Origin of the sequence: Bradyrhizobium sp. CB1717 (assembly GCF_029714325.1) — a bacterium.
Classification (GTDB): Bacteria; Pseudomonadota; Alphaproteobacteria; order Rhizobiales; family Xanthobacteraceae; genus Bradyrhizobium.
Window position 1 is genome coordinate 866,956 of sequence record NZ_CP121666.1, and the last position, 26,630, is coordinate 893,585.

Annotated in this window: 23 protein-coding genes and 1 pseudogene; 18 read left to right on the plus strand and 6 right to left on the minus strand. The window is 63.0% G+C overall.

All coding sequences use genetic code 11. The annotated features are described in order from the left end of the window. The first annotated feature begins 6 nt into the window (after positions 1–6). Genes QA649_RS04015 through QA649_RS04030 form a run of 4 tightly spaced genes read left to right on the plus strand, consistent with a single transcriptional unit; the run spans position 7 to position 3,333 of the window. Positions 7–822, plus strand: a complete 816-nt coding sequence (locus QA649_RS04015) for an ABC transporter ATP-binding protein (RefSeq protein WP_283023070.1) — start codon at positions 7–9, stop codon at positions 820–822. Beyond that, a complete protein-coding gene (locus QA649_RS04020; RefSeq protein WP_283023071.1) occupies positions 819–1,637 on the plus strand; it encodes an ABC transporter permease in 819 nt (272 codons plus the stop codon). The genes QA649_RS04015 and QA649_RS04020 overlap by 4 nt, the downstream gene beginning before the upstream one ends. Further along, positions 1,637–2,626, plus strand: coding sequence for a 2-hydroxyacid dehydrogenase (locus QA649_RS04025; RefSeq protein ID WP_283023073.1), 990 nt, complete (start codon positions 1,637–1,639; stop codon positions 2,624–2,626). Before QA649_RS04020 ends, QA649_RS04025 begins: the two co-directional genes overlap by 1 nt. Continuing rightward, positions 2,626–3,333, plus strand: coding sequence for an AprI/Inh family metalloprotease inhibitor (locus QA649_RS04030; protein ID WP_283023074.1), 708 nt, complete (start codon positions 2,626–2,628; stop codon positions 3,331–3,333). Before QA649_RS04025 ends, QA649_RS04030 begins: the two co-directional genes overlap by 1 nt. 232 nt (positions 3,334–3,565) lie before the next feature. Here the strand turns inward: QA649_RS04030 and QA649_RS04035 are convergent, their stop codons facing one another. Beyond that, positions 3,566–4,957 (minus strand): peptidoglycan-binding protein, encoded by a 1,392-nt coding sequence (locus tag QA649_RS04035; protein ID WP_283023075.1) that lies wholly within the window; start codon positions 4,955–4,957, stop codon positions 3,566–3,568. Positions 4,958–5,197: 240 nt separating this feature from the next. Here QA649_RS04035 and QA649_RS04040 point away from each other — a divergent pair, with 240 nt between their 5' ends. Together QA649_RS04040 and QA649_RS04045 are read left to right on the plus strand one after the other, a co-directional pair. Next, positions 5,198–5,575, plus strand: a complete 378-nt coding sequence (locus QA649_RS04040; RefSeq protein WP_283023076.1) for a hypothetical protein — start codon at positions 5,198–5,200, stop codon at positions 5,573–5,575. Between the two features lie 498 nt (positions 5,576–6,073). Beyond that, the gene (locus QA649_RS04045) at positions 6,074–6,394 is read left to right on the plus strand and encodes a hypothetical protein (protein ID WP_283023077.1); all 321 of its coding nucleotides are present in this window, start codon (positions 6,074–6,076) and stop codon (positions 6,392–6,394) included. A 110-nt stretch (positions 6,395–6,504) separates the two neighbouring features. Here the strand turns inward: QA649_RS04045 and QA649_RS04050 are convergent, their stop codons facing one another. Both QA649_RS04050 and QA649_RS04055 read right to left on the minus strand, forming a co-directional pair. After that, on the minus strand, positions 6,505–7,290 hold the full coding sequence (locus QA649_RS04050) for a DUF4239 domain-containing protein (RefSeq protein WP_283023078.1): 786 nt from the start codon (positions 7,288–7,290) through the stop codon (positions 6,505–6,507). 27 nt (positions 7,291–7,317) lie between these two features. Beyond that, positions 7,318–7,482, minus strand: a pseudogene (locus QA649_RS04055) (JAB domain-containing protein); the annotation flags it as partial. 447 nt (positions 7,483–7,929) lie between these two features. On the opposite strand from QA649_RS04055, the gene QA649_RS04060 reads away from it, so the two are divergent. Together QA649_RS04060 and QA649_RS04065 are read left to right on the plus strand one after the other, a co-directional pair. After that, positions 7,930–8,880 (plus strand): toll/interleukin-1 receptor domain-containing protein, encoded by a 951-nt coding sequence (locus QA649_RS04060; RefSeq protein WP_283023079.1) that lies wholly within the window; start codon positions 7,930–7,932, stop codon positions 8,878–8,880. 5 nt (positions 8,881–8,885) lie between these two features. Beyond that, positions 8,886–9,392: a hypothetical protein gene (locus tag QA649_RS04065; RefSeq protein ID WP_283023080.1), complete on the plus strand. Its 507-nt coding sequence runs from the start codon at positions 8,886–8,888 to the stop codon at positions 9,390–9,392. 536 nt (positions 9,393–9,928) lie between these two features. Here QA649_RS04065 and QA649_RS04070 read toward each other — a convergent pair. Together QA649_RS04070 and QA649_RS04075 are read right to left on the minus strand one after the other, a co-directional pair. Next, the gene (locus QA649_RS04070) at positions 9,929–10,774 is read right to left on the minus strand and encodes a hypothetical protein (RefSeq protein ID WP_283023081.1); all 846 of its coding nucleotides are present in this window, start codon (positions 10,772–10,774) and stop codon (positions 9,929–9,931) included. 134 nt (positions 10,775–10,908) lie between these two features. After that, positions 10,909–11,124 (minus strand): helix-turn-helix domain-containing protein, encoded by a 216-nt coding sequence (locus tag QA649_RS04075; protein ID WP_283023082.1) that lies wholly within the window; start codon positions 11,122–11,124, stop codon positions 10,909–10,911. Positions 11,125–11,732: 608 nt separating this feature from the next. On the opposite strand from QA649_RS04075, the gene QA649_RS04080 reads away from it, so the two are divergent. Both QA649_RS04080 and QA649_RS04085 read left to right on the plus strand, forming a co-directional pair. Beyond that, the gene (locus QA649_RS04080) at positions 11,733–12,683 is read left to right on the plus strand and encodes a zincin-like metallopeptidase domain-containing protein (protein WP_283023083.1); all 951 of its coding nucleotides are present in this window, start codon (positions 11,733–11,735) and stop codon (positions 12,681–12,683) included. Beyond that, positions 12,680–13,051 carry a DUF2958 domain-containing protein gene (locus QA649_RS04085; protein ID WP_283026249.1) on the plus strand — a complete coding sequence of 124 codons (372 nt, stop codon included), beginning with the start codon at positions 12,680–12,682 and terminating at the stop codon, positions 13,049–13,051. The genes QA649_RS04080 and QA649_RS04085 overlap by 4 nt, the downstream gene beginning before the upstream one ends. A 60-nt stretch (positions 13,052–13,111) precedes the next feature. On the opposite strand, the gene QA649_RS04090 is transcribed toward QA649_RS04085, so the two are convergent. After that, a complete protein-coding gene (locus QA649_RS04090) occupies positions 13,112–13,504 on the minus strand; it encodes an avidin/streptavidin family protein (protein WP_283023084.1) in 393 nt (130 codons plus the stop codon). A gap of 678 nt (positions 13,505–14,182) precedes the next feature. Here QA649_RS04090 and QA649_RS04095 point away from each other — a divergent pair. The 8 genes from QA649_RS04095 (at position 14,183) to QA649_RS04130 (ending at position 26,591) form a co-directional block, all read left to right on the plus strand. Then, positions 14,183–14,803 (plus strand): hypothetical protein, encoded by a 621-nt coding sequence (locus QA649_RS04095; protein WP_283023085.1) that lies wholly within the window; start codon positions 14,183–14,185, stop codon positions 14,801–14,803. After that, a complete protein-coding gene (locus QA649_RS04100) occupies positions 14,800–15,228 on the plus strand; it encodes a hypothetical protein (protein ID WP_283023086.1) in 429 nt (142 codons plus the stop codon). The genes QA649_RS04095 and QA649_RS04100 overlap by 4 nt, the downstream gene beginning before the upstream one ends. Continuing rightward, positions 15,212–16,876: a DEAD/DEAH box helicase gene (locus QA649_RS04105; protein WP_283023087.1), complete on the plus strand. Its 1,665-nt coding sequence runs from the start codon at positions 15,212–15,214 to the stop codon at positions 16,874–16,876. The genes QA649_RS04100 and QA649_RS04105 overlap by 17 nt, the downstream gene beginning before the upstream one ends. A gap of 140 nt (positions 16,877–17,016) precedes the next feature. Then, on the plus strand, positions 17,017–19,164 hold the full coding sequence (locus QA649_RS04110) for a ParB/RepB/Spo0J family partition protein (protein WP_283023088.1): 2,148 nt from the start codon (positions 17,017–17,019) through the stop codon (positions 19,162–19,164). A 104-nt stretch (positions 19,165–19,268) separates the two neighbouring features. Next, the gene (locus QA649_RS04115) at positions 19,269–19,772 is read left to right on the plus strand and encodes a hypothetical protein (protein ID WP_283023089.1); all 504 of its coding nucleotides are present in this window, start codon (positions 19,269–19,271) and stop codon (positions 19,770–19,772) included. Between the two features lie 171 nt (positions 19,773–19,943). After that, positions 19,944–24,275: a strawberry notch family protein gene (locus tag QA649_RS04120; RefSeq protein ID WP_283023090.1), complete on the plus strand. Its 4,332-nt coding sequence runs from the start codon at positions 19,944–19,946 to the stop codon at positions 24,273–24,275. Then, a complete protein-coding gene (locus tag QA649_RS04125; protein WP_283023092.1) occupies positions 24,275–25,336 on the plus strand; it encodes a toprim domain-containing protein in 1,062 nt (353 codons plus the stop codon). Before QA649_RS04120 ends, QA649_RS04125 begins: the two co-directional genes overlap by 1 nt. A 325-nt stretch (positions 25,337–25,661) precedes the next feature. Continuing rightward, the gene (locus tag QA649_RS04130) at positions 25,662–26,591 is read left to right on the plus strand and encodes a DUF2493 domain-containing protein (RefSeq protein WP_283023093.1); all 930 of its coding nucleotides are present in this window, start codon (positions 25,662–25,664) and stop codon (positions 26,589–26,591) included. The last annotated feature ends 39 nt before the right edge of the window (positions 26,592–26,630 follow it).

The following is a 26,630-nucleotide window of genomic DNA, read 5'->3' on the forward strand; positions in this document are numbered from 1 at the left end:
CGGCCGATGTCCGCTGTCAAAACCTCGTCCGCCGTCGAGGCCAGCCTGACGGCTCTCGCCGTCAGCCTGCGTGGCGTGACGAAGACGTATGACAACGGCGTCATGGCGCTCGGCCCGCTCGACCTTGCTGTGCGCAAGGGCGAGTTCATCGCGCTGCTCGGCCCGTCCGGCTGCGGCAAGTCGACGGCGCTGCGGCTGATCGCGGGGCTCGGCGCGCCGTCGTCAGGCACCGTGCGGGTGGCGCATCACGAGGGCGTGCCGCAGCCCGGCCATGGTATCGGCTTCGTGTTCCAGGAGCCCACCCTGATGCCCTGGACCAGCGTGCGCGAGAACGTGCGATTGCCGCTCAAGCTTGGCGGCGTCCCGAAGGCGGAAGGGCGCGCGCGGGCCGATCAGGCGCTGGCCAGCGTCGGGCTTGCCGATTTCGCCGACGCATTCCCACGCGAGCTCTCCGGCGGCATGAAGATGCGGGTGTCGCTGGCGCGCGCGCTGGTCACCGACCCCGACATCCTCCTGATGGACGAGCCGTTCGCAGCCCTCGACGAGATCACGCGCTTCCGTCTCAACAACGACCTGCTCGCGCTGTGGCGCAGCCTTGGCAAGACCGTCATCTTCGTCACGCATTCGGTGTTCGAATCCGTCTATCTGTCACAGCGCGTGGTGGTCATGACGGCGCGGCCCGGCCGCATCCAAGCCGACATCCGCATCGAGACGGTCGAGCCGCGCGGCGAGGAGTTTCGCACCTCCGCTGCCTATTCCGATTATTGCCGGCGCGTGTCGGCCGCGCTGGCACCGTCTTATTCGGGGCAGTCGACGCTATGAACGCGCAAGCGGCCGTCACCGCGAAACCGTCCGGCGCGCAACGCGCGATGCGCCTCGTGCTGCCCGTCGTCGTGTTCGCGGCCGGGCTCCTCGCCTGGGAACTCGTGGTGCGCATCAAGGACATCCCGCCTTACGTGCTGCCGGCGCCGTCCGTCATCGTCCTGACACTGATCAAGGACTGGGCGGTGCTGTCACAATCGCTCGCGACCACGCTGCTGACCACGCTCGAAGGTTTCATCGCCGCCAGCATCGGCGGCATTGCATTGGCGCTGCTGTTCAACCAGTCGAAATGGGTCGAATATTCGCTGTTCCCTTACGCCGTCGTGCTCCAGGTGACGCCCGTGATCGCGATTGCACCGCTGCTCCTGATCTATCTGGAGCAGCAGACCGCGGTCGTCGTCTGCGCCTTCATCGTCGCCTTTTTCCCGGTGCTCTCGAACACCACGCTCGGGCTGAACTCGGTCGACCGCAATCTCGCCGGGCTGTTCCAGCTTTATGGCGCCTCACCGCCTCAGACCCTTCGCTTCCTGAAGCTCCCCGCGGCGCTGCCCTATATCCTTGGCGGATTGCGTATCGCCGGCGGCCTGTCGCTGATCGGCGCGGTTGTAGCCGAGATCGCGGCCGGAACGGCCGGCGCGGGCTCCGGGCTCGCCTACCGGATCGCCGAGTCGGGCTACCGCTTGAACATACCCCGCATGTTCGCCGCGCTGCTTTTGTTGTCGCTGGCTGGGATTGTCATCTATGGGGTGCTGGCGCTAGTTTCCCACCTCGTTTTACGGCGCTGGCACGAAAGCGCGCTTGGAAAGGAAAACTGATGTCTACCGGTTCGATTTCGTCCGAAAAGATCGATCTTTTGATTTATGGACCGGTGCGGCCGATCCTCGAGAGCGGGTTTTCAGATCATTTCGTCGTGCACAAGGCCGAGACGCGTGGCGACCTCGAGCGGCTGACGCCCGCGATCCGCGAAAAGATTCGCGGTGTGGCGGTGACCTATCACACCGTCCGCGCCGACAAGGATTCGCTGTTGCAGCTGCCCAAGATCGAGATGGTGGCGAGCTTCGGCGTCGGCTACGACCACATCGACGCCAAATACGCGGCCGAGCACAACATCATCGTCACCAACACGCCCGACGTGCTGACCGAGGAGGTCGCCGACGTCGCGATGGGCCTTCTGATCTCCACCCTGCGCGAATTCATCAAGGCTGACCGCTACGTCCGCTCCGGGCTCTGGCAGACGCAGAATTATCCGCTCAGCGTCGGCTCGCTGCGCGACCGCAAGGTCGGCATCGTCGGCATGGGCCGGATCGGCCAGGCCATCGCGCGCCGGCTCGACGCCTCGCTGGTGCCGGTGGTCTATCACTCGCGCAATCCGTCCAAGGACGTCTCCTACAAGCACTATCCCGACCTGATCGAGATGGCGAAGGCCGTGGACACCTTGATGGTGATCGTGCCCGGCGGCGCCTCGACCAACAAGATGATCAATGCCGAGGTGCTGAAGGCGCTCGGCCCGCGCGGCGTGCTGATCAACGTCGCGCGCGGCTCCGTGGTCGACGAGCCCGCGCTGGTCCAGGCGCTGAAATCCGGCACCATCCTCGCCGCAGGCCTCGACGTGTTCGCCGCCGAGCCGAACGTGCCTGACGAGCTCAAGACCATGCAGAACGTCGTGCTGCTGCCGCATATCGGCTCGGCCTCGGTGGTGACGCGCAACGCGATGGACCAGCTCGTCGTCGACAATCTCAAGTCATGGTTCTCAGGCAAGGCGCCGCTGACGCCGGTTGCGGAAACGCCGTTCAAGGGGCGCTGATGGTCGGTCTTCGGGTCCTCGCATTCGCCATCGCGGCATGTGCTGCCGCGATGGGCATTGTTCAGATGAATTCTGCGCATGCGCAGGATGCGACGACCCTGAAGAAGACGATGCCCGGGCAATGGGAGCTCTCGACCACCGAGCGCAGCAAGACCTGCGTCGTCACGCTCAAGGCCGACGCGGTGGGGCACGGTTACAAGCTGGAGCTCGAGCCGGCCTGCAAGGCCGCGCTGCCCTTCACCAAGGACATCGTCGCCTGGAGCGTGAAGGGCCTCGACATCGTCCGCCTGCAGGATGCGACCGGTGAAGCCGTGATCGACTTCACCGAGGTCGAGGCCGGCATCTTCGAGGGCCTGCGCCAGGGCGAGGGTGTCTACATCCTGCAGGACCTCGCCGCCGCCCGCTCGATGGCGAAGTCAATGGACCAGATGATCGGCGACTGGTCGATGGTGCGCGGCAACGGCCAGCCGGTCTGCGGGTTGACGCTGACCAACACGGAAGCAAGCCAGGACAATTTCCAGGTCTTCCTCAAGCCGAAATGCGATCCGTCGATTGCGCAGTTCAACCCGACGCAATGGCGGCTCGAGCGCGGCCAGATCATCCTGATGTCGAAATCGGGCGATGTCTGGCAGTTCGAGGCCGATGACAACGCGCAGTGGCGGCGCGTCCCGGACACTGCCGATCCCCTGATCATGCTGCGTCAGTAGGCGCCCAAACAGGCGCGCGAGTCATCAATGCTCTCGAGCAGAATGGCTTTGGTTGAATCGGGGGGCGCCTCGGGCTCGGTGCAACCTCTCCCGCTTGCGGGAGAGGTCGGCGCGGAGCGCCGGGTGAGGGCTTTCTCCTCTTGGGGGTTCTCGATTGCCGAGATACCCCTCCCCAACCCTCCCCCGCAAGCGGGAGAGGGGGCGCACCTGTTCTGTGACAAGGCTATCGCGGCTACGCCGTCACCTTCGGCGGCGGTGCGGTGCCTTGCGCCCACTTCTCCAGCTTGCCGAGCACGCCCCAGGCGGTGAGCGCGAGCGAGATCGGCATCGCGAACTGGCCGAGGCCCGGCACCGCTGAGACGATCGTGCCGAGCAGCCCGGCAAGACCTCCTGCATTGGGGCTCGCCGTCACCGAGGAGAGCAGCGCGGTGATGAGCGAGCCGCCGATGCCGAGCGCGGTCTTCTTGCCGTCGAGCAGCTTGCCGATGGTCTCGCCGAGCGCGCCGTTGACCTGGCCCAGCACGGGCTTGCCGTTCTTGTTGAGCAATGTGCTGAGCAGGTCGACGACCTGCTTCAGTTGATCGACGGGGGCGGGGTTGGTCGGGGTCACCGGTCCTGGCATCGGCGTCGTCTTGTTGTTGACGAGGGAGAACAGCCGCTCGAACAGGCTGATCGGATCGCTCGGGGCGGGCAACGTGTTGCCTGGTGTGGTCGGTACCGGAAGCGTTCCGCCGGCAGACGGCCGCAGTACCTGCGCGAGGTCTTCCAGCCGCTTCAGGACCTGGGACAGGTCGCCGCCCTGCATGACCGCTCCCGGCTGCGTCGCGCGCGTGATGGCGGCGACCGTGGCCCCGTCGAGGAGGCCGGTATCCCTGAGCCCGTTCTGCTGCTGAAACTGCGAGACCGCGGCCCTGGTCTTCGGCCCGCTGATGCCGTCCTCGGCGAGCGGCGGATTGGCGCCGAGTCTGTTGAGCGCCTGCTGCATCAGGACGACCGTCGAGGCCGCATCATCCTCGGGCTCGATGCGGCCTGCGAATTGCGGGCTGCCGTCGAGGGTGATCGAGGAATCCAGCGCCAGCATCGCATGCAGGATCGCGGCTGTGCCGAGCTGGGAATCGACGTGGTTCGGGTCGAACACGTGATCGCGGACGAATTTGCCGCCCCTTGCCTCGGGCGGGCCGTACAGGTTCGAGCCGCCGTAGAGATAGGGCGAATTCACGCCCTTGGCGTGGTAGCCGAAACCGTTGAACGCCTCGAGCCGGAACAGCATCCGTGCGATGCTCCAGTCCTGCGCGCCGATGAAATTCTCGATTCTGAACGCGTCCACGGCGCCGTCCACGAAGGTGGCAAACGGGCCGCGTCCTTTCGGCACGATGGTCGTCGTGCGATGAAGCGTTTCGCCGTTGCCGAGATAGGTGTCGAAATCGAAATTGGATTCGCGGTAGTGGCAGAGCGCCGTGAAATACCAGGGAACGCCGGTCAGCCGCTCGATCTGCTGATAGGTCGCCTTGCCGTTGATGGCCTTGCGTGCAACCGCATTCGCGTCGGAGTGGCGTCCGGGCCGGATCTCGAGACTGGCCCAATTGCGCTCGTATTCGCTCTTCAAACTCTCGAAGGACACCATTTTCCGCTCCCGCAAATTAATGAATGAACGAATCTCCGGGCAATCAAAGTGAACCGGGCGCCGTGATCGGCGCGTGAGACCAGCGTGATTGCTGCAAATCTGGCAGGTTGCCGGTCTTGTGCATGTGAAATGGGTTACAGCTTTTGCGGGAAAATTGGCGGCACAGTGTGGAGGGCCCACGGGAACCCGCAGGACCGTCCGCCCGTTAGCAATGGGACAGGATCCGGCAAGGAGGCCTGCATGACCAAGCGTGTCCTCGCGATCGGCATCGAACCCGGCGTTGCGGATTACAGCACATTCCCGCAGCTCACGCCGGATCTCGTGCGCAACTATATCGAGGCGCAGCTGTTGCGCCTGCGCGATCGCGGCTTCGAGGTCACGAGCTGCCTGATCGATCTCGACGCGGCCGCCGAAGCCGGCGTCGCGGCGGCGCTGCGCGAGGAGCGCTTCGACTGCATCGTGATCGGCGCCGGTCTGCGCGAGCCCAAGGAACGCCTGCTGCTGTTCGAGAAGGTGCTCAACCTCGTCCACCGCCTCGCGCCGGAGGCCGCGATCTGCTTCAACTCCACCCCGGCCGACACCACTGATGCCGTGCAGCGCTGGATCGAACCAGGATGACCGGCTCGCGGCCGGTTTGTGGGCATCGCGTGGGCGGGCTATCGCATATGAACAAGCGTGGTGGATAGCTCGCCCGCAGTCCATCCTTCGAGACGCCCGCCGATGGCGGGCCCTCAGGATGAGGGCGGAGTGCGCGGCGGCGATTTCAACGGGGGCCAATGCTCCTTAACCTCATCCTGAGGGGAGGGTAAGTGAAGGACCGTCGCGCAATGACAGTCTCGTAGGGTGGGCAAAGGCGCGCTCTTCGCGCGACGTGCCCACCATCCCTCGCGGCGTTGGACATGGTGGGCACGCTTTGCTTTGCCCACCCTACGGCGCTGCCCGTGTCGGAAGATCACCCCACCCCGCTCGCGCTGCGTGCGATCCTCCCCCTGCAGGGCCGCGTGCGGTGGGACCATGGCGACATTCCTTCGCGGTTCGAGACGGACGGAAGGCGATTTGATCTGGCCGGAATCCCCGCTGGGCGTTAAAACCCGCCTCACCACGGGGAGAACGAGCATGCTTCGAAATCTTCGCATTGGAAGTTTTGCAATCGCGGCCTGTCTGACCGCCGCAATGGTGATGCCGGTCAATGAAGCGGCGGCCCAGGATGCCATCGGCGGCGCGATCATCGGCGGTGTCGGTGGTGCAATCGTCGGCGGCGCGCTCGGTGGAGGCCGTGGCGCGGCCATCGGTGCCGTCGTCGGTGCCGGCACGGGCGCCGCGATCGCCTCCGAGGGCGAGCGCCGCCGCTCCGGCTACTACGCCTATCAGCGCGGCTGCTACATGCAGCGGCCCGATGGCTATTACGTCCGGGTCGATTCCAGATATTGCTACTAGAGCACGATCCGGAAAAGTGCGAAGCGGTTTTCCGGAAAGATCATGCGTAAACAGAACTAAAGCGCGATGACGATTTCATCCAAATCTCATCGCGCTTTGGCGCTTGCGCTCTAGCTCTTCGCTGCCTCCGGCATGACCTGCAGCAGCGGCTCCGGCTGGATCGAGATCTGGCCGGCGAACGGCCGGTCGTGCGCGGCGATCAGCAGGACGGAGGTGGCAACCCCGGTCGCGAACAGGACCATCGCGACCGCCGACCCCAGCCGGTTGTCGCAATGGACGAGGCCGATCACCAGCAGCGCGCAGGCGGCCTGCAGGTACAGGCACCACCATTTGACCGGGTTCACCGCGGCGAGGCTGACGATGATCCGCTGTCGCCGCGCGTCCAGCGCCTGCTCCAGCGCGGCGATCAGCTCGCGCTGCACGTTGGCCTGACCGTTGCCTTGCGGCGCCATCGTGATGACGAGCTGCAGGGCATCAGCGAGCGCAGGCGGCGTCACCTTCAGTGAGGCTTCCTGGTGCGCCATCATCGGCCATTCCATCGCGACCGCCTGTCCGACATAGTCGCGGACGAGGCCGCGCAGCTTCGCATCCTGCTCCGCCGGCAGACCCGCGGCCAGCAGCACGGCGCTGCGCAGCGCGCTGGCCTCGCGGCTCACCGCGGCGCTGGCGCGGTCACTGTCGCCCCAGACCTGCGCCGCGGTGAAGGCGACGAACAGGCCGAAGATGATGCCGAGCACCGGCAGCATGCCCGGCGAGATCGCCTTGAGCGATTTCGCGCGCTCCTCCGTTGCGACCAGCGCGATGCTCGCAAAAATGGCCGCGGCCAGCAGATAGGTGAAACCGAAGATCACCAGCGCCATCAAGGGCACCGGCAGATTGTGCAGCCAGTCGCTCATGCCGTTGTTGTCGCCTGATTTGGTGCCTTAGATCAATCTCATCCCGCGCAAACTCGCATGCCCGCTCCTGCCGACGATGATGTGGTCGTGCACGGCGATCCCCAGCGGTTTTGCGATCTCGATGATCGCCTTCGTCATCTGGATGTCGGCCTGGGACGGCGAGGGATCGCCGGAAGGGTGGTTGTGCAGCAGGCCAGCCTCGATCGTATCTAATTGATTTTATTATTCTTTCTTGATCGAATAACTCCGCTGGGGCGGGAGATTGGAGGCGGTAAGTCTTGACGATTCGTGATCATCCCGCTGTCTCTCGGTCGTTACTGCCTGGGACTTTTGCGGCACGGCAGATCACGAGGTTTTTTCCGATCCCATGCTTGCAGAGAGGGGATAGGTAGCGCGAGTGGGCCGGAGGCGGCTTCGAGGATTGCGAAAATGTACAGTGCTCGACCAGTCGCTCGCTCCGACAGCACCACGCGCGCTCCTGGTTTGCGCATCGTTCCGCAGAATCCCCTGCTGCCGGGGTTCATGGTAAGCTTCTCGGCGTGAGTTCGTTCGAGTCGGCGGGTGGATAGATAATGGGTGGACCTGCTATTTATATTGAGGCCGAGGCGGAGTTGCGGCCATGAGGATTGGAATCGGTGCATGGCGGACTTTTTCGTAAGCTATACCTCCGCCGACAAGGCCTGGGCCGAATGGGTCAGTTTCGTCCTTGAGGAGGAAGGCTTCACGGTTGTTATTCAAGCATGGGATTTTCGGCCCGGAAGCAACTTTGTGCTCGAAATGCAAAGGGCGGCGACCGAAGCTGACCGCACGATCATGGTCTTGTCGCCCGACTACCTTAAATCCCAGTTTGCCTCCCCTGAATGGGCTGCTGCATTCGCCCAGGACCCCCAAGGGCTGAAGCGCAAATTGGTGCCAGTGATGATCCGACAATGTCAGCCTCCGGGGCTATTGAGCTCAGTCGTCCATATTTCCTTGGTAGGCGAGGACGAGAGCGCCGCGCAGAGGCTCCTCCTGAATGGGGTCAACGCAAAGCGCGCGAAGCCTGCTCAACGGCCGTCCTTTCCGGGGGCTCGAGCCGGTCGGCCGCACAAAGTATTTCCCGGGCCTGTCAGTCCAGGTGACGCGGGCAGCACACCCTACGTTCCCCACTTAAAGCGATCTCCGACCGATGCCGACAGGCGGCGGTTCAGCCGACAGGCCTTCGAAGTGATCAAGAACCACTTTGAGGCGGCACTCGACCAACTCGCGCAGCGTGGCGACGCAGTGGATTGTGACTTTCAGCCGAACACCGCGACGGAGTTCATGGCAGAGGTGTTTTTGAGTGGAAAGAGCGCATGTCGCTGCCGGATTTGGCTAGGGGGCATGCATTCTAGCGACGGAATTTCGTACGTAGAAGGACAGTGGCATCACGGGTCCAACGCCTGCAACGAGATACTGTCGGTCTCCGATGCGCAAGGTGAGTTGCATATGACTTCGCTCATGGGGATGGGATTCAGCCAGCTTGAAAAACAGTTTGATTTGAAGCGAATGAGCCAGGAGCAGTCCGCAGACTATCTATGGCGGCGCTTCGTAGCGCCGCTTGAAAGGTAGTTGGCTTGATGGAGATGATTCCGGCTGCCCGAACCACCCGATTTGAACAACTCGAGGCTGGTGAACTCTTTATCTATATGGATGGTCGACAGACATTCTACGCTCTCAAGACCCAGCAGCCGGCGACCGGCGATAGAAGCACCATGGTGCTTCTTGGGCCCTCCTTTATTCAGGACGTTGCGGAATCCTGTCTCGTTCCCTGGCAGCCCGTAACGGTCCTGTCTTTCGGCAAAAGTTTCTCGATTTTGCCGTCGCTTGATCCTGCTGTGTGGTCGCCGACAGGGCCAAGCCGCACGCCTGTTTGCCTCGCCATTGCGGATGAGAATGTCTACATCTGCACCAACGGAGGTCATTCACCCCAGCGGTATTTCCCCTGCTTCGCCGACGTAAGGACAGGTGCGATTGTCGAGGGGCGTCTCCCTGGCTCGGCCGCCTTTACTAACACCTGGGAAATTGCGGTGTTGGCTGCAAATCATCCGCCGCGGTCGATCCTGAAATATCCGCTGGGGTAGGCCTTTGGATCCGGCCGATTGTGCAACGGGCTGTTGCACCGGCGCCGATGCCGAGCCGCTTTGGAGCGGCTGGCCAGTAAATGGCCGTCTGCTCTGAAATCTTGATCCTCGAGCCGGCACGTACGGCCTGCAGCTGTTGGCGACTGATTGGCAGGTGTGCTACGGTCCCGACGCCTCGACCGAGGTCGCCCATGAGCACAGGCGTAAAAGTGCCGCCCTCAGCGGCGTTAAACCTGGGTGAGCATGCTCTTGCTCGACATGCTCCGGTCGGCTACCGAAAAAAGGCTCTGCCATAACCGCAGCGTGGCGCCTGCAGCAAACGAGGTGACGTCACCTTCCGATCAACCCGACTTGCGGCGCCGCAGGTCCCTCAGATCGAAAGGAGAAACCGGTGAAGGCCAGTTTCAAACTAGAACTGGACATGAAGGACATCGCATTAGCGGTAACAATCATCGTCCACGCCCTAATGCACTAGCTTAAGGAGAAGAAGGAAAGCCCGGCGGCCAGAGCGCCGGGCTTTCTGCATGAATGGGGTCCTAAATTCCGATGTCGGGACCAAGCGACGGCGCCTCCGGCAAGGTGACGAAGAAGGGGAGAGTGACATTGTCGACAATTGGGGCGTTGGCAACGTCGAACACCTTATCGCAAATGATTTCGTTGCCGAAGTGCTTGAGCCATACGACTTTGGTGAACGACTTCGCGAACTCCAACAGGTCGTTTGCCGCGTCTGTCACTTCCTTGATTAACCTTCGCTGGCCCTCGGCAAAATCTTGAATGCCTGCTGCCCGAAAGATCCCTTGCACGATGACCAAGTCGGACAAGAAAAACATCGTATTGTAGCCGTGCTGCGAGAAGTAGAAACACCACGCGTCGTCCAGTCCCGGATCGTCCGCGGCGGTGCGAAATGCGTCCTCCACCTCGGCGCTCTTTGGATGGTGAAACGCGAAGTTGTTTCTAATCGTCGCCAGCAGGTTTGAGTCGCCGAACTGGCGCTTGAGGGTAGTCAAGGCTCTCTGACCGCCTGCATCGAGCAGCGGCAAGTACATCTTCCCGATCGGGTTGGAAATGAACCGCCGCTCGACCAATAGCCACGCTTCGTTAACAGCGCCTACGAGCATTCGTACGAGCATCTCGCTTTGCGCGCCACTTGCATACTGTTCTGGCTCACTTTCCGACTGTGTATTCAACGAGAAGACAACTAACTTCTGCAGCATGGCAATCTGATTTGACACGTAACCAAGGAGTAGAAAGAGCACTCGCTCATCGCTCGAAAGCGCCTTTAGGCGATCTTTCTGGATAGGAATGCGAAGCACCTTAAGACGAGGGATTGAGGTCAAAGAATCCTCCCAGGATAGCGCATAATGACCGCCGCGCTGCTGCATCGACTCGTAGCGTTCTTATACCGCGCATGCGTCATGCGCACACGCCGCCATTTCGAGCACAGTAGCCGAGCTGTGGTCCCGAGCATGCAAGCGGATCGCGTCGGCATATTTGCGAGCCGCATCGATCCCCAACGCTAGCCCAGGTCCGGTCCTTTCGACGCGCTACAAATCACAAGATTTCTACGGTCCCACGCGTCAAGCTCATCCAGAGGGTATAAGACGGCTCTCCCGATCTTGATGTATGCAGGCCCCGTTCGCATCGCGCGCCAATTTCGCAGCGTACCCACGGTGACCTCGCCACGGTATCGCGCAGACACTTCTTCGGGGGTGAGGAATTTGGCTTCCGTCATTGGTCTTCTCCATCACTCCGCCGCACGAGACGTCACGGTCGAGATGGCTGAGATGTTGACACCCGGAATGACGGAATAAAACGATATTCTCGATGACCCCGCGTAGCTCACGTCATAGGCGGTCGAGTTGACGCGTCAACCTTAGTTGATCGTCGCATAATGGCGTGACGGAGCGTAGTAAAAATACTTGCGCCTCTCGGCGGCAGGTCCACGATATATAAAAGCCTGCGGGCGCGTATCGTGATCCCGATGGGAAATCGTATAAGAAATTCGAATGCGATTAAACTGGCCGCTCGATATCGTCGTGACCTCAAATCAGGGGCTGGTCGAGATACTGCTCGACGATTGAGATATTGAATTCTGTCGCGATGAACTGATAGTCGGAAACGGCCGAAGGGCGGAAATACTCCGATCCTGACTTTCCTGAATTCTGGCATTACGCCTTTGAGGGGAACGCCTTCCCCTACGCGTCCGAGCCCGTGGTCTCGGTCGACCCCTTCTGCGGGGAGCCCCGGAACGCCCCCTTAGAGTCAGAGTGCGGACCGGATTTGCCTTGACGGGTTGCAGGCTGGAGGAGAGGCCTCCGGCGCCCGTCGCGGAGATCCGCGATGTCCAGAACGACCACATCCACTCGCGCCGGCTTGAGCCGGGCGAACCTCTATGATGAGATCACCAACAAGATCATCGGCGAGCTGGAGGCCGGCCGCGTGCCTTGGGTCCAGCCTTGGGGAACGGCCTCGGCGAAAGCGCCGCTCGCTATGCCGAAGAACGCCGCCACCGGCCGGCAATATTCCGGGATCAACATTCTGATCCTGTGGGGCGCCGTCGTGGCCCATGGCTATCCCGGCCAGAGCTGGCTTACGTATCGCCAGGCGCTCTCGCTCGGAGGCAACGTTCGCAAGGGTGAGCATGGCACGACCGTCGTCTATGCCGACCGCTTCGTGCCGGACGACGAGAAGAAGCGCGCGCGTGAGACCGGCGAAGAAGCCGCCACGATCCCGTTCCTGAAACGGTTCACCGTCTTCAACGCCGCGCAGTGCGAGGGCCTGCCCGAGAACGTGGCGATCGTCGCGCCGCCGCCTCCGCCGGGCCTGATCGAGCCCCGAGTCGAGGCACTGATCCGGGCCACCGGCATCGACTTTCGGATCGGCGGCAATCGCGCCTACTACGCGCCGGACGCCGACTTCGTCATGGTACCGCCGCCGCACGCCTACTTCGAGCCGATCAACTGGCATCGCACGGCCTTGCATGAGCTCGGGCACGCCGCCGGCCATGCCTCGCGGCTCGGTCGCGATCTTACCGGCAGCTTCGGCACCAAGAAGTATGCGTTTGAGGAGCTAATCGCAGAAATGAACGCGGCCTTCTGCTGCGCCTCGCTCGGCATCGTGCCGACCGTCCGGCACGCCGATTACATTGGCTCCTGGCTTGAGGTGCTACGCGAAGACAATCGTGCCATCGTCCGCGCCGCCTCGCAGGCGAGCAAGGCGGCCGATTGGATTCTCGGTTTTCTGCCGACCGACGACCAGGCCCAGCCCGTCAGCGACAGGAGGGCGGCATAATCCTCCTGACCGACGAACTGCGCGAGCCCCTGCTCGCCAACGGCCGTGAGCCTGACACCGACCATGTGCCCGTGGTCAAATTCTTCAACCCGCTCGGTGCAGGAGTCTGGCTTGCGACCGAGCTCGACTCCGACCGCGATACTCTGTTCGGCCTGGCCGATCTCGGCGAACCTGAACTGCGGCCATTCAGCCTGGCAGAGATGACGGCAGTCCGGCTGCCGTTCGATATGGGAATCGAGCGCGACCTTCTCTTCGAGGGCATGGTTCCGATTTCGGTCTGGGTCGAGGCCGCGCGGTGGACCGGCGGCATCCGGGCGGCAGAGCGGGCCCTCTATGCCGCGTCGCCGGCCAAGCGGGAGGGCAAGTAACGCGCCTCTCCGTCGTTACCTAGTGATGGCGCCGGAAGAAGAGAGGCAGAGGGCTGCGAACTACCACACGCGCGTGAATATGTCCGCGCCCTTCAACTTGCTAGGATTACCGTTCTTATCAACGTAGAACAGCGTCCATGACGTAGGCATTTGAGAGCCGTTGGTTTTTCCGACCCAGCGAGTAAAGGAATTGCATTGGGCAAAAGTAACAACAAAATACAAGCCAGTCGGACCAACAGCTCCCGATGCGGGATAAGGAATGCCCTGGCACGCAAACCCTTGAGCATGATTTGTGAAAGTCCCTTGTATTGCCCCGTTATTAGCCGACCAAATAAACAGTTCTGAGCCCCGTTCGTTCTTCCAGTATGAGGGAGCAGGAAGCCCCTGCGCCATGACCTCACCGGAGAGAAACAAAAATTGAGCAATAAGCAAAAGTCCGAGAAATCTCTTCATATTGAAGCCCCAAAAGAGTTCGCTTAAAGGTAGCAACCTAGATCATATGCTCGGCTGACGCAACGACTTACGCAGCTCTTTCTATTTCTGAACTTCCTTTGTACGAGCCGTACATGAGACTCGATCTCCCCAGTCCTTCCGTTCTCTCGGAGCGTATTTTAGTGAAGCTCGAGGCGATGTTCTTCACTGTTATCTTACGTTCACCGCCGGGATGCGGCTTGTATGCGCCAAATTGCGCCGGATCGCGGCGAAGTCGGATATATCGAGCGCCGCGGCGCCTGGTATCCGAGCAATGCTCGGCTATTTTGATGTGAGGCCCGCTGCTCATGACCGCCATCGTCGGCAGGAATGCGGGAGAACAGAGGACGCAGCGACAAGCCTGACGACTCGCATCGGGTCCAAAGAATCGGGTCTCCCGCCTCATATCGACACTGTGCCGTCTCCAGCGGCTGGCGGGGTATGGATCATACCGCACACTATTGCCGGGAGATGTGCGCTCGCGGCGCTTGCCTCCCCAAATTCCATCGACCGGTCACATTAGCAGATTGCTGAATCAGGTACTGAAGCCCTTGCGGGTGATTTGTTGATGGTTGTGGGCCGGCGATCGCGCTATGACTGGTAGTAGCTGCGTGATTCTCGGCGTCGAACTTGATCGCCGTATCGGGGGGGGGACGGAACATGGCAAAGCCGGAGGACGACGCCCGCAAAGCGCTGCTGGACCGGGCGCAAGCGCTTCTCTCCAACGATGCTTCTCCGACTGTCAAGAAAAGCCTCAAAAGCAATCTTGAGCCGCTGGCCGCGACGTTGCTGCTCGAATGGATCGTGGGCGACAAACGCTTCGAGAGTCAGAGTCAGCAGACGGAATATTGGCTCTCCCGATTCTATGAGGGAATATTCGTCGACGAGCAGCCCGATGCAACGCGGATCTACGAGCGCTTCGGGATCAATCTGGCGCGCGCCGGATATCTGGCCCGCCTGCTGCGCGCCCGGCGCGCTTCTCAATGGCGCCAAGCGGCGCGAGCCGAATTGAAGACGCAGCTCGAACGATACAAGGCCCGAGCCGAGGAAGCCAGGAAAGAAGGCCAAGGTCACGTCACCGAGTTCGACGTAAGCCTGTCGCCTGGCGCCGCCGACGAGATGCGCGTCGTCTACGACCGGCTGGCAGCCTTCATGGCCGAGCGCGAACGGCCGAAACCTCCAAAGGCGAAGCCGGGTTTCGGAAATTCCCGATGGTTTGGCGTGCCGGCTGAAACCCTCCTTTCGATCCTCGAGGCAATTGCAACCGGAGATGGCACATGAATGCAAATCCCTTGGCCACTGTTGGCTTGATGCTGACGCTGGCCGGCCTTGTCGGCAGTTTCTTTAATATTCAGCTCAGCCAATGGCTCCGTGACCTCGTTGCGCTCGCGCAGAAGGTGAAGCTCAACAAGGCGCAAGGCAACGACAACCAGCAGAAGGCGATCGTCGAGTGCAAGATCGAGATTGAGAAACTCGCCAATGTCCAAAGCTATGTGATCAACGGATTGGTTCTCGCGTTTGTCGTTTTCGTCCTCGTCAACGGTCTTGTCATGATCGCGGCCGCATCCGCCGACCCACTATATCCGCATGTCCATCGCGCGCTCTGGGTATTTCTTTTGTTCTTCATCGCTGTGTCGCTGTGGTTGAGTTTTGACGGTTGGCGCATTGCCAGAGGCATTCGGACCACGCTTGCGCAAAAGCCGTAAACCCACCAAACGTTCGCGTTCGCCGACGTCGAAATCCAACCCAGCGCTTTGGGCCATTGCCGAGGCGCTGTTTGCAAACGACGTTGCGCGTGATCGTGCCTATACGTTGCGGCGTTATCAGGTCGAGACTGCGATCCGCGCAGTTGAAATCGCGCTTGCAGGCCGGAATGCCGGAATTGAACTTCCTACCGGAACTGGCAAAACGCTGATCGCGTGCCTTGTGGCAGCGCTCTGGAAGAAATTGCGTCCCACCAGCCGCGTTCTGTTGATCGTGCCGTCGCGCACCCTGGTCGTTCAGCACTTCGATGTGGCGCTCTGGATTGCGAAGAGCCTGACGGTGGACCGGCTGACCGACGATCAGTCCGGCGATCCCGGAGCGCTGCGACGGACGATTCTGAGAAGTGACCTTCTTGTTTCGACGCCTGGAATCCTCGCCGGGGCCGTTGCGCGCGGCATCGCCGATGACGTGATTTCGTCTTTCGATCTCGTGATTGTGGACGAGTTCGATCAGTTCGTTGTCGTTGACGAGACCGATCGAGAAAGCGCTGTGCGATATGCCGAGCTCTGGCAACGGCTGGTACGGGAGCTTCCGGCCGCGGCGCGATATCTCGTCAAGTCGGCAACCCTCGGACTTGCGTCGCAGGAGCCAAAGCGTCGAGTCATGACCAAGGCCCAGCGACGTTCAGCGTTGATTGGCAAGCTGCTCAACCCGGTGGCGATCACAGTTCCCGAACAGAGCTATGCCGCGGTAATTCCGTTCAAACCAATCCGGATGTCCCGAGTGCACGATGGCAATGTCGCCGTTCTGCTTGAAGCTGTCGACGTCTCGAAAGGCAAAGCCCACCTCCGACTCGATGAGGCAATTGGTCCGGTGGACTACAGAGACGTCGAGCGGCGCGCGCCGCAATTGTGCGAAGGCGCGGCGAATCGTTCGGTTCGGCTTCGTTCGGGAGCGGGTGCGATGCGCTCCATCGTCATCACAAACCCGGTGCGTCAGGCGTTCTGTGGCATCACCAAACTGATGATGATGCCGCAACATATTCTCGAAGACCTGACGAGGGATCTGGGAACAGACTTCGGTGACTGCAAGATTAAGACCCGGCGCAACGAGATTGCATATCTGGAAGATGTTCCGATCCTGCGCGACGATCGTGATGACGACCACTTTCACTTCCTGCGTGGCCAAAAGACCGATGCGCTCCAGGCGATCGTGACAGTGCGCGCGAAAGCCAGAGAGCGTGGCGTGCTATTTCTGCGCACCATCACGCTCCTGGAAGGATTGAAGCCGATCCTGGCGGCCGCGCGCCTTCCGCTGTTCGAACTCACGGGAGAGAAGACTGACCATGAGAGAAAAGTAGCGATCGACCGGTTTCGTAAAAGCGCCAACGGTCTGCTTCTCATGACTCGGACTACCGGAGGGCGAGGCCTCGATCTTCCTTTCGCCCATTATGCAGTCTTCTATTCCCCAAAGTCGGATCCGGTGACGATGTGGCAGGAGATGTCGCGCATTCGATCGACCGTATCGACTCCGAAAGACATCCATGTGCTCTGCTACGGCGACAGAGAGGTTTCAGTGCTGCAGCAGGTGGTGAGCGCGCTTGTGGCGGAGAATCGACGTGTGACCTGTTCGCCCCTGGATATTCCCTGAACAACAATAGCCGAATACCGAAATCTCCGCGCCAATCCGCGGCGCGGCCTGCCGGTGAGAGGGAGAGGAGGGTCGGCGTTTTCCGCGAACGGGTTGGAGGTCGAGAGAGGGTCTTGGCCGCTCGTTCCGGAGAAACTGACATGGCAAAGGCCGTTCAGAAAATCATGCTGTCCCCTTCGCGCGACATTCCCTTCAACAAACTCGTGCTCAGCCAATCGAATGTCCGCCGTGTAAAGGCCGGCGTCTCCATCGAGGAGCTGGCCGAGGACATCGCCCGGCGTACCTTGCTCCAAAGCCTCAACGTCCGGCCGGTTCTCAGCGCCGAAGGCGGTGAGACCGGCATGTTCGAGATCCCGGCCGGGGGGCGCCGCTACCGGGCATTGGAGCTGCTGGTGAGGCAGAAGCGCCTGGCCAAGAGCGCGCCAGTGCCTTGCGTCGTGCGCGATCCCGCGACCGACATTCTCGCCGAAGACGACTCGCTCGCCGAGAACATCCAGCGCGCTCCGTTGCACCCGCTCGACCAATTCCGCGCCTTCCTGACTCAGCGTGAAAAGGGCCGGACCGAGGAGGAGATCGCGGCTGCTTTCTTCACTTCGGTCAACATCGTAAAGCAGCGCCTGCGCCTCGCGTCGGTCTCGCCCGCGCTGCTCGACGTCTATGCCGACGACGGCATATCGCTTGATCAGTTGATGGCGTTCACCGTCACGGCGGATCACGCCCGCCAGGAGCAGGTCTGGCAGGCCATCTCCGGCTCTTGGCAGAAGGAGGCCTATCAGATACGTCGCATGCTGACGGAGAAGACGGCGCGCGCCTCCGACCGGCGGGCCGTGTTTGTCGGCCTTGACGCCTACGAGGCGGCCGGCGGCGTGGTCTTGCGCGATCTCTTCCAGTCCGACGACGGCGGCTGGCTCGAAGACGTTGGTCTCCTCGACCGTCTTGTCGCTGAAAAGCTGAAGGCGGAGGCCGAGACGATCGCCGCCGAGGGCTGGAGGTGGATCGAGCTCGCCATTGAGTTTCCCTACGGCCATACTCGCGGCTTGCGCGAACTGGACGGCGTGTCTGCTGATCTTTCGGCCGAAGAGCAGGCGACGATTGAGGCGCTCAAGGCCGAATATGCCAGGCTCGAAGCCGAGTACGACGGCGCGGACGAGCTGCCCGACGAGGTCGATCAGCGCCTCGGCGAGATCGAGATGGCCCTCGCCGCTTTCGACGATCGGCCCGTCATCCATCAGCCGGCCGACATCACCCGCGCGGGCGTGTTCGTTAGCATCGATGCCGAAGGAGTGCTGTCGGTCGATCGCGGCTACGTCCGACCTGAGGACGAAGTGCCCACAGCTGAGCCAGAGCCGAGCAGCGATGGCGAACTCGCCGACCCGGCGCTAGATGGCGCCGAGCCGTCAGCGCCGGCTATCCAGCGCGCCGTCATCACGATCGGCGGGCAGGTTGCTGAGCCCGAGGACGAGGATGACGATGCGGTCAAGCCGCTGCCGGACCGCCTGCTGACCGAGCTCACGGCGGAGCGGACGCTGGCACTGCGCGACAAGCTGGCGACCACGCCGTCGGTCGCTTTCCAATCGGTGCTGCACAAGTTCTGCATGGACGTCTTCTCCCGCTATTCCTCCTACGGAACGTCGATGGAAATCTCCTTGCGCAGCGCCAGCTTCCCGGTGCAGGCGCAAGGTCTGAAGGACACGCCAGCGGCCAAGGCGATCGATGCGCGCCACAAGACCTGGGAGGAGCGTCTGCCGAAGGACAAGGCCGATCTCTGGGATTGGCTCACCGGTCTCACCGGCGACGAGCAGGCGGCGCTCTTTGCACACTGCGCCTCATTTGGCGTCAACGCGCTCTACGAGAAAGGTGATCGCTACGGCGGCGGCGTCACGCCGCACATGGTCGAGCAGCGGATCGCTGAGGCCGATCGCATCGCCCGAGCCGTCGACCTCGACATGGTGGGGGCGGGTTGGCGCCCGACCGTCGAGAACTATCTCGGTCGGGTGCCGAAGCGCCGCATCCTCGAAGCTGTGCGGGAAGGTGCCGGCGATCGCGCCGCTCAGCTCATCGACCATCTGAAGAAGGGCGACATGGCCAAGGAGGCCGAACGCCTCCTGGCCGAGACCGGTTGGCTACCGGAGCCCTTGAGAATGACCGACGTCGGCCAGGTTGCGACCACCGACGCCGCGGAGCCCGAGGGCAGTGACGAGGCGCTGCCGGAATTCCTCACCGACGGCGACGAGCAGGATGATGGCGGCGATGACGAGGCCGAGCCACAGCTCGATGCGGCCGAGTGAGCCCTTTCGCGGGACGGCTCCGGCCGTCTCGCACACCTTCCGTCGCAATTCTCGTCCCCCAGCCCGGCCTCGTGTCGGGCTTTCGGTTTTCAAAGGAGGCTCGAATGGCCGACTACTACACCCCGACGGTGGTCCAGCAGACGATCCAGAAGGCCGATATGACCCCACTGGAGCGTATGCTGCTCTCCTGCATCTTCGATGCCGAGCGCAACGGCGACGGCTGGTACTTCTTCTCCGAGGTTGGTCCGGCTGACATGATCACGGTCGCGCACGCGGCGCTCGAAGCCGCGCTCGCAGCGTCCCAGGCGGCTGGTCCCAACGCGGCCAACAGGATCGTCACGGAGCACCTGGCAAAGCTTGACGCCAGCGTACCACCTTCGCACCACGTTGATCTCGGTTTTACGACCACGTCTTGGGAGTTCATCCTCCAAGACATCGTTCGGCGCTCGTCGACGCTGAAATATGTAACGGCTGTTTCCTCCTTTGCTTGTTCGCGGATGCGGGCCGATGGTTTCGGCGGCGCAGTCGTTGTGATCTCCGCCGAAAAAATTGTCGGCAAGTCAAAGAACGATCTCCTCGAGGAGTTTATCGCTCTGGTCGCGCCGTGAGGCGACCCTTTCTTTCTGGCTGAGATCAAGAGCCTGCCCGCAACGTTTGAAGGGCATCGGGCAGAGAGTGAGAGGCGGGCCGGGACGGGTTTGAGCCGATCCGGTCCGAGAGAGAGAGAGAGAGAGCGCCGGCCGGCTCGCCCGTTCCCGCTCTCCTAGAGGCTCCCCTTCATGAACGACCTTTTCTCGATCGCGGCCGACCAGGCCGCCCCGATCTCGCCTGCGCGCGCTCCCGAGGGGGCCCCCGCCATCATCGCCGCGGCTGAGCAGTTTCTCCCGCATATCGAGCATGGCCGACGCATCGACAGCGCAATCTTGCGCGCCGCGATGCAAGAGGCCTTCGGCGCGTCCGATGCGACAGGCGCCTGGGATTGGAAGATGGCCTATGACGCTTGCGAGGTCGCCATCGTCCTGTTCCTGCGCAAATACGGAAAAGCGCTGTTCCGCAAAGCCGCTTCTCCGGCTTCACGACTTTCCGCCCTGGACAAGATCGCGTCGCTTCTGCCGACCCACACGCGCGGCTCTGCCGAGAGCGAGACCTTCCAGCAGTTTTCGTCGCCGATCCCGCTCGGTTTGGCTGCGCTGACCGCGGCTGCGCTTACGGCGGCGGATCGCGTGCTGGAGCCGTCCGCAGGCACCGGGCTGCTCGCCATCCTCGTCGAGATCGCCGGCAGCGCCCTCGTGCTGAACGAACTGGCCGAGACCCGGGCCGTGTTGCTTTCTTCCCTCTTTCCGGCCATTTCCGTCACGCGCTTCGACGCAGCCCAAATCGACGATCACCTCAATCCCGCCATCGTCCCGAGCGTCGTGCTGATGAACCCGCCGTTCTCGGCGATGGCGAACGTCTCCGGCCGCATGGCTGACACGGCATACCGTCACATCGCCTCGGCGCTTGCCCGCCTTGCTGACGGCGGCCGGCTGGTCACGATATCAGGCGCAAACTTCTCGCCCGAAGCCTCGGCCTGGCAAGATGCCTTCGTTCAATTGCAGCAACGCGGCCGCGTGGTGTTCACCGCCGCGATCGCCGGCGCGGTCTATGCCAAGCACGGCACCACAATCGAGACGCGCCTGACCGTCATCGACAAGGTGCCGGCCGGCGATCCGCGCGCGTTCCCGGAGTCGCCGGGACTAGCGCCCGACGTCGCGACGCTACTCCGCTGGATCGGCGAACACGTTCCGGTTCGCCTGAGCGTCGCATCCACTGGTGCTGTTCCGGTATCAACCTCGTCCGCGCCTCGTACCCTGCGGAGCTATCTCGCACGAGCCGGGGCACAGCCGGCCAAGGCGTCAGTCGCCGATCCCGAAGCCGTCGACCTTGCCTATGAGACGATCGATTGGATCCCGCCCGAGAGCGCGCGCCTCAGCGACGCCATCTACGAGGAGTACCGGCTGCAATCGATTCGGATCCCCGGCGCCCAGTCTCACCCGTCCAAGCTGGTGCAGTCGGCCGCGATGGCCTCGGTCGCGCCGCCGAGGCCGAGCTATCGGCCGCGCCTGCCGGCGAACCTCGTCAGCGACGGCATCCTGTCTGACGCCCAGCTCGAGACGGTCGTCTATGCCGGGGAGGCGCATGGTGACTATCTTGCCGGCGCCTGGACTGTTGGCGAGACCTTCGACCTCGTCACCGCCGGCCGCGACGGCGCACCGAACGCCGTCCGTTTCCGTCGAGGTTTCATGCTCGGCGACGGGACCGGCGCCGGCAAGGGCCGCCAGTCTGCCGGCATCATTCTCGACAACTGGCTGCAGGGTCGGCGCAAGGCGGTCTGGATCTCGAAATCCGACAAGCTGCTGGAAGACGCGCAGCGCGACTGGTCGGCGCTTGGCATGGAGCGTCTGCTGGTCACGCCGCTCTCGCGCTTCCCTCAAGGGCGCGAGATCCGGTTGGGCGAGGGCGTCCTATTTTTAACCTACGCTACGCTGCGGTCCGACGACCGCGGCGAGAAGCTTTCGCGCGTCCGGCAGATTGTTCAATGGTTGGGCTCCGACTTCGACGGCGTCATCATTTTCGACGAGAGCCATGCCATGCAGAACGCCGGTGGCGGCAAAGGCGAGCGGGGCGATGTCGCCCCCTCGCAGCAGGGACGAGCGGGCTTGCGCTTGCAGCACGCGCTACCCCACGCCCGCGTCGTCTATGTCTCGGCGACCGGCGCTACCACTGTCCACAATCTCGCCTACGCCCAGCGGCTCGGGCTCTGGGGCGGGGAGGATTTTCCGTTCGCCACGCGCGCCGAGTTCGTGGAGGCGATCGAGGATGGCGGCGTCGCGGCAATGGAGGTCCTGGCCCGCGACCTGCGCGCGCTCGGCCTCTACACCGCCCGCTCGCTCTCCTACGACGGTGTCGAGTATGAACTGGTCGAGCACCAGCTCACCGACGAGCAGCGCCGGATCTATGATGCCTATGCCGGTGCCTTCAGCGTCATCCACAATCACCTGGAGGCGGCGCTGCAGGCCGCCAACATCACCGGCGAGACCGGCACGCTCAATCGCCAGGCCAAATCGGCCGCGCGCTCGGCGTTCGAGTCGGCCAAGCAGCGTTTCTTCGGCCATCTGCTCACCAGCATGAAGACGCCGACCCTGGTCCGTTCCGTCGAGCAAGACCTGGCCGACGGCCATGCCGCCGTCATCCAGATCGTGTCAACCGGCGAGGCGCTGATGGAGCGACGACTCGCCGAAATTCCGACCGAAGAATGGAACGACGTCCGCGTGGACATCACGCCGCGCGAGTATGTGCTGGACTACCTCGCCCATTCCTTCCCGGTGCAGCTTTACGAGCCCTTCACCGACAGCGAGGGTAATCTCTCGTCCCGGCCCGTCTTCCGCGACGGCCAGCCGGTCGAAAGCCGCGACGCGGCCGCCCGCCGCAGTGAGCTGATCGAACGGCTCGCTTCGCTTCCGCCTGTTCCCGGCGCGCTCGACCAGATCGTGCAGCGTTTCGGCACGGACCTCGTGGCGGAAGTGACGGGACGTTCGCGGCGCGTGGTGTGCAGGAGTGACCGCCTTGCCGTCGAGAACCGCGCCGGCTCCGCCAACCTCGCCGAGACCGCCGCCTTCATGGACGATCTGAAGCGCGTGCTTGTCTTTTCGGACGCCGGTGGCACCGGGCGCAGCTATCACGCCGAGCTGTCGGCGCGGAATCGCCGGCTTCGCGTCCACTATCTGCTCGAACCCGGCTGGAAGGCCGATGCCGCGATCCAGGGACTCGGGCGGACAAACCGCACGAACCAGGCGCAGCCGCCGCTCTTTCGACCGATCGCCACTGACGTGAAAGCAGAGAAGCGCTTCTTATCGACGATCGCCCGGCGGCTCGACACGCTCGGTGCCATCACGCGTGGCCAGCGTCAGACCGGCGGCCAGGGTCTGTTCCGGCCCGAGGACAATCTTGAGAGTCACTACGCCCGGGATGCCCTTCGCCAGCTCTATCTGCTGCTCGTGCGCGGCAAGGTCGAAGGCTGCTCGCTGCAGATGTTCGAGGAGGCCACAGGCCTCAAGCTGACGGACGAAAGCGGTATCAAGGACGAATTGCGGCCGATCACGACGTTCCTCAATCGCTTGCTGGCGCTCACCATCAACTTGCAGGACGTCCTGTTCACGGCGTTTGAGCAGTTGCTGAACGCCAAGGTCGAGGGCGCGATCGCCAGCGGGGTCTATGATGTCGGACTCGAAACGCTCCAGGCCGAGAGTTTTGTCGTCACCGACCGCCGTTCGATCTACACGCATCCTGCGACCGGCGCGGAGACGCGCCTCCTCACCATCACCGAGCGCCGACGCAATCGCCCCTTAACGCTGGATCAAGCGCTCGATTATCTGGCCGATGCTCGGGCCGCACTACTCGTCAACGAGCGCTCGGGCCGCGCCGCGGTGCAGATCCCCGCACCGAGCTTCATGCTCGATGACGGCGAGATCGAACGCCGCGTATGCCTGATCCGGCCGATGGAGCACCATCATGCTTCCGTGAAGATGATGGACAAGAGCCATTGGCAGGCGGCCGAGCGCGAGACGTTCGTCGCCGCCTGGACCGGCGAGGTCGCCGAGGTGCCGGAGTTCGCCGAGAGCACGCTCCACATCGTCGCCGGCCTGCTGCTACCGATCTGGAAACGTCTCCCGAACGATTCGACCCGGGTCTATCGGCTTCAGACCGACGCAGGCGAGCGCATCATCGGCCGCAGGGTATCGCTGGCCTGGGCGGCAAACGCCGCGATGATCGGGACCACCGCCCTTTCACCGGAAGCGGCGTTCGCGGCGCTGATGGAGGGGAAGACGGTCCTCGACCTCGCCAAGGACCTGCAGCTCCGCCGCGTCCGCGTCATGGGCGCCCACCGCATCGAGCTGTCCGGCTTCACCGACACGATGCGCGATCGGCTGCGCGCCTACGGCCTCTTCAGCGAGATCATCTCGTGGAAGCTGCGCATGTTCGTTCCCATAGATGCGACCGGTACAGTCGTGTTGGCGAAGGTGCTCGACCATTATCCGATCGAGCGCATCGGCGAGCGGGAGGCTGCCTGATGGTCGGCCAGGACGCTTCCGAACTGGCCCGCCGTCTCGCGCGTGACGCCGAGGCCGTGTGTCGACATTATCTCTCCGCAGGACGGCGACAAGGTAGCTACTGGCTTGTCGGCGATGTACGCAACACCCCCGGCCGCTCTATGTTCGTGCGGCTCAAAGAGTCTGCGAAGGGACCCGCCGGCAAATTTACTGACGCCGCGACCGGCGAGCATGGTGATTTGCTCGATGTGATCCGGGAAAGCTGTGGCCTGGTCGACTTCAAGGACGTCGCCAACGAAGCCCGCTCCTTCCTCAGCATGCCACGTCCCGAACCGGAGCCCAAGGTGAACCACGCCCGCTCATCGAGATCGAGCGTACCTGCGGGTTCGCCCGAGGCGGCGAGACGACTCTTCGCCATGTCGCAACCCATCGAGGGTACGCTCGTAGAAGCGTATCTCCGTAGCCGCGGCATTACGGTTTTGCACGGAACCGGAAGTCTCCGCTTCCACCCCCGCTGCTACTATCGGCCGGACGAGCACTCTGCGACCGAGACCTGGCCGGCGATGATCGCCGCCGTCACCGACCTCTCGGCCCACCTGACCGGCGCGCATCGCACCTGGCTCGACCCGGGCGGCTTCAACGAAGCCAATCTCGGCAAGGCGCCGGTCGACACGCCGCGACGGGCCATGGGCGACCTGCTCGGACATGCGGTTCGCTTCGGTGTGGCGGGCGAGGTGATGGCGGCCGGTGAAGGCATCGAAACGATGTTGTCGCTTCGGTGCGTTCTGCCCAGCATGCCAATGGCGGCGGCGCTCTCGGCAGCGCATCTCTCCTCTATCCTGTTCCCGGACACGCTTCGCCGGCTCTACATCGCACGCGATGACGATCCCGCGGGCGACGGCGCGATGGCCACGTTGATCGACCGGGCGCAGGCGGCCGGGATCGAGGCGATCGTGATCTCGCCACAGCTTGGCGACTTCAACGAGGATCTCCACCTTCTCGGGATCGACGCGCTTCGTGCCGCGAGCCGGGTGCAGATCGCGGCGCAGGATGCCGCCCGGTTCATGGAGCTCGCGGCATAGCCGGAACGGGGAAGGGCCGCGCTGCCGCTTCATTATCCCCAGGCGGTCGGTCATGCTTCTCCTCGGTGCCGGAGAGGGCCGCACCCACGGCCTTCAAGAGGGCGATCGGGCGGCAAGCGGCCCGGACCGGCAACCTCATGGGCCGACTATTTTCCGCCGGCGGCGGAGCCGCCTTTACATCGCGAGGCAAAATAGTCGGCCCCCTTCGGTCCTCCGCTTCGCTTCGGCCCTTCGCTCCGCTTCGGGTGCAGCTCCGTCCCGCCCGCCGCTTTCGTCGCCATGAAGGCCGCGATGGGCGCGGTCGAACCGGCGAAGGAAAGCCGCAATGACCACCGACCACCACGACGATTTCGAGCCGCATCACTCTTCATCCCCGACCGACCACGTCCTCCAGGAGCTCCAGCTCTATGGCCATCGCCCCTTCCACGATGAGCCAGATCCCCGGCCGCTCCCAGAAGCGCGAGTCCTCGCCGGCAGCATCTCCGACGTCTTCGATGCCCTCGTGATGGCGCTGTCCGATACCCGTCTCGAACCTGACCTCGAAGACCTGCTCTGGTCAACCGTGAACGTCTTCCATCGCGCGATCGACCGGATCGAGCGTGAGCTCGACGACAACGAACTGGCGCAGCAGCGGTCGCAACGGGAGCAGGACGGGAGCGAGATCAAATCCGTCGAGCTGGAGCGACTGACGGCCGAAGGGCAGACGCTGATCGAGCGACGAGGCGCCTTCGAGCTGATGCGCGACCAGGCCGCCGATGAGTTCGAACGCCATACCCGCTCGACCTGGCGCCCGCGCAACGGGTCGAAGGTCAACCACCGCAATCTGACGTCCGCCATGATCGACAGCCGCGATTTCCTGGCCGCGAAGAAGCGCGCCGATAACCAGGTGTTCCTGCCTGCAGGACCGAAGGTGGCGCTGACCGGCGGACTCGACTTCAATGACCACCGGCTAGTCTGGGCCAAGCTTGATCAGGTTCACGCCAAGCACCCGGACATGGTGCTGTTGCACGGCGGTTCGCCAAAAGGCGCCGAACTGATCGCGGCCAAATGGGCCGATCATCGCAAGGTGCCGCAGATCGCCTTCAAGCCCAATTGGACGAAACATGCCAAGGCAGCGCCATTCAAACGCAACGATGCGATGCTGGAGACGCTCCCCATCGGCGTGATGCATTTCCCCGGCACCGGCATCCAGGACAACCTCGCCGATAAGGCGAAGAAGCTTGGCGTCCCGGTCTGGAAGTACGGCGGCGCATAGACGCCGCCGCACTTCGTCGTGCAAAACGATGCGTGAGCT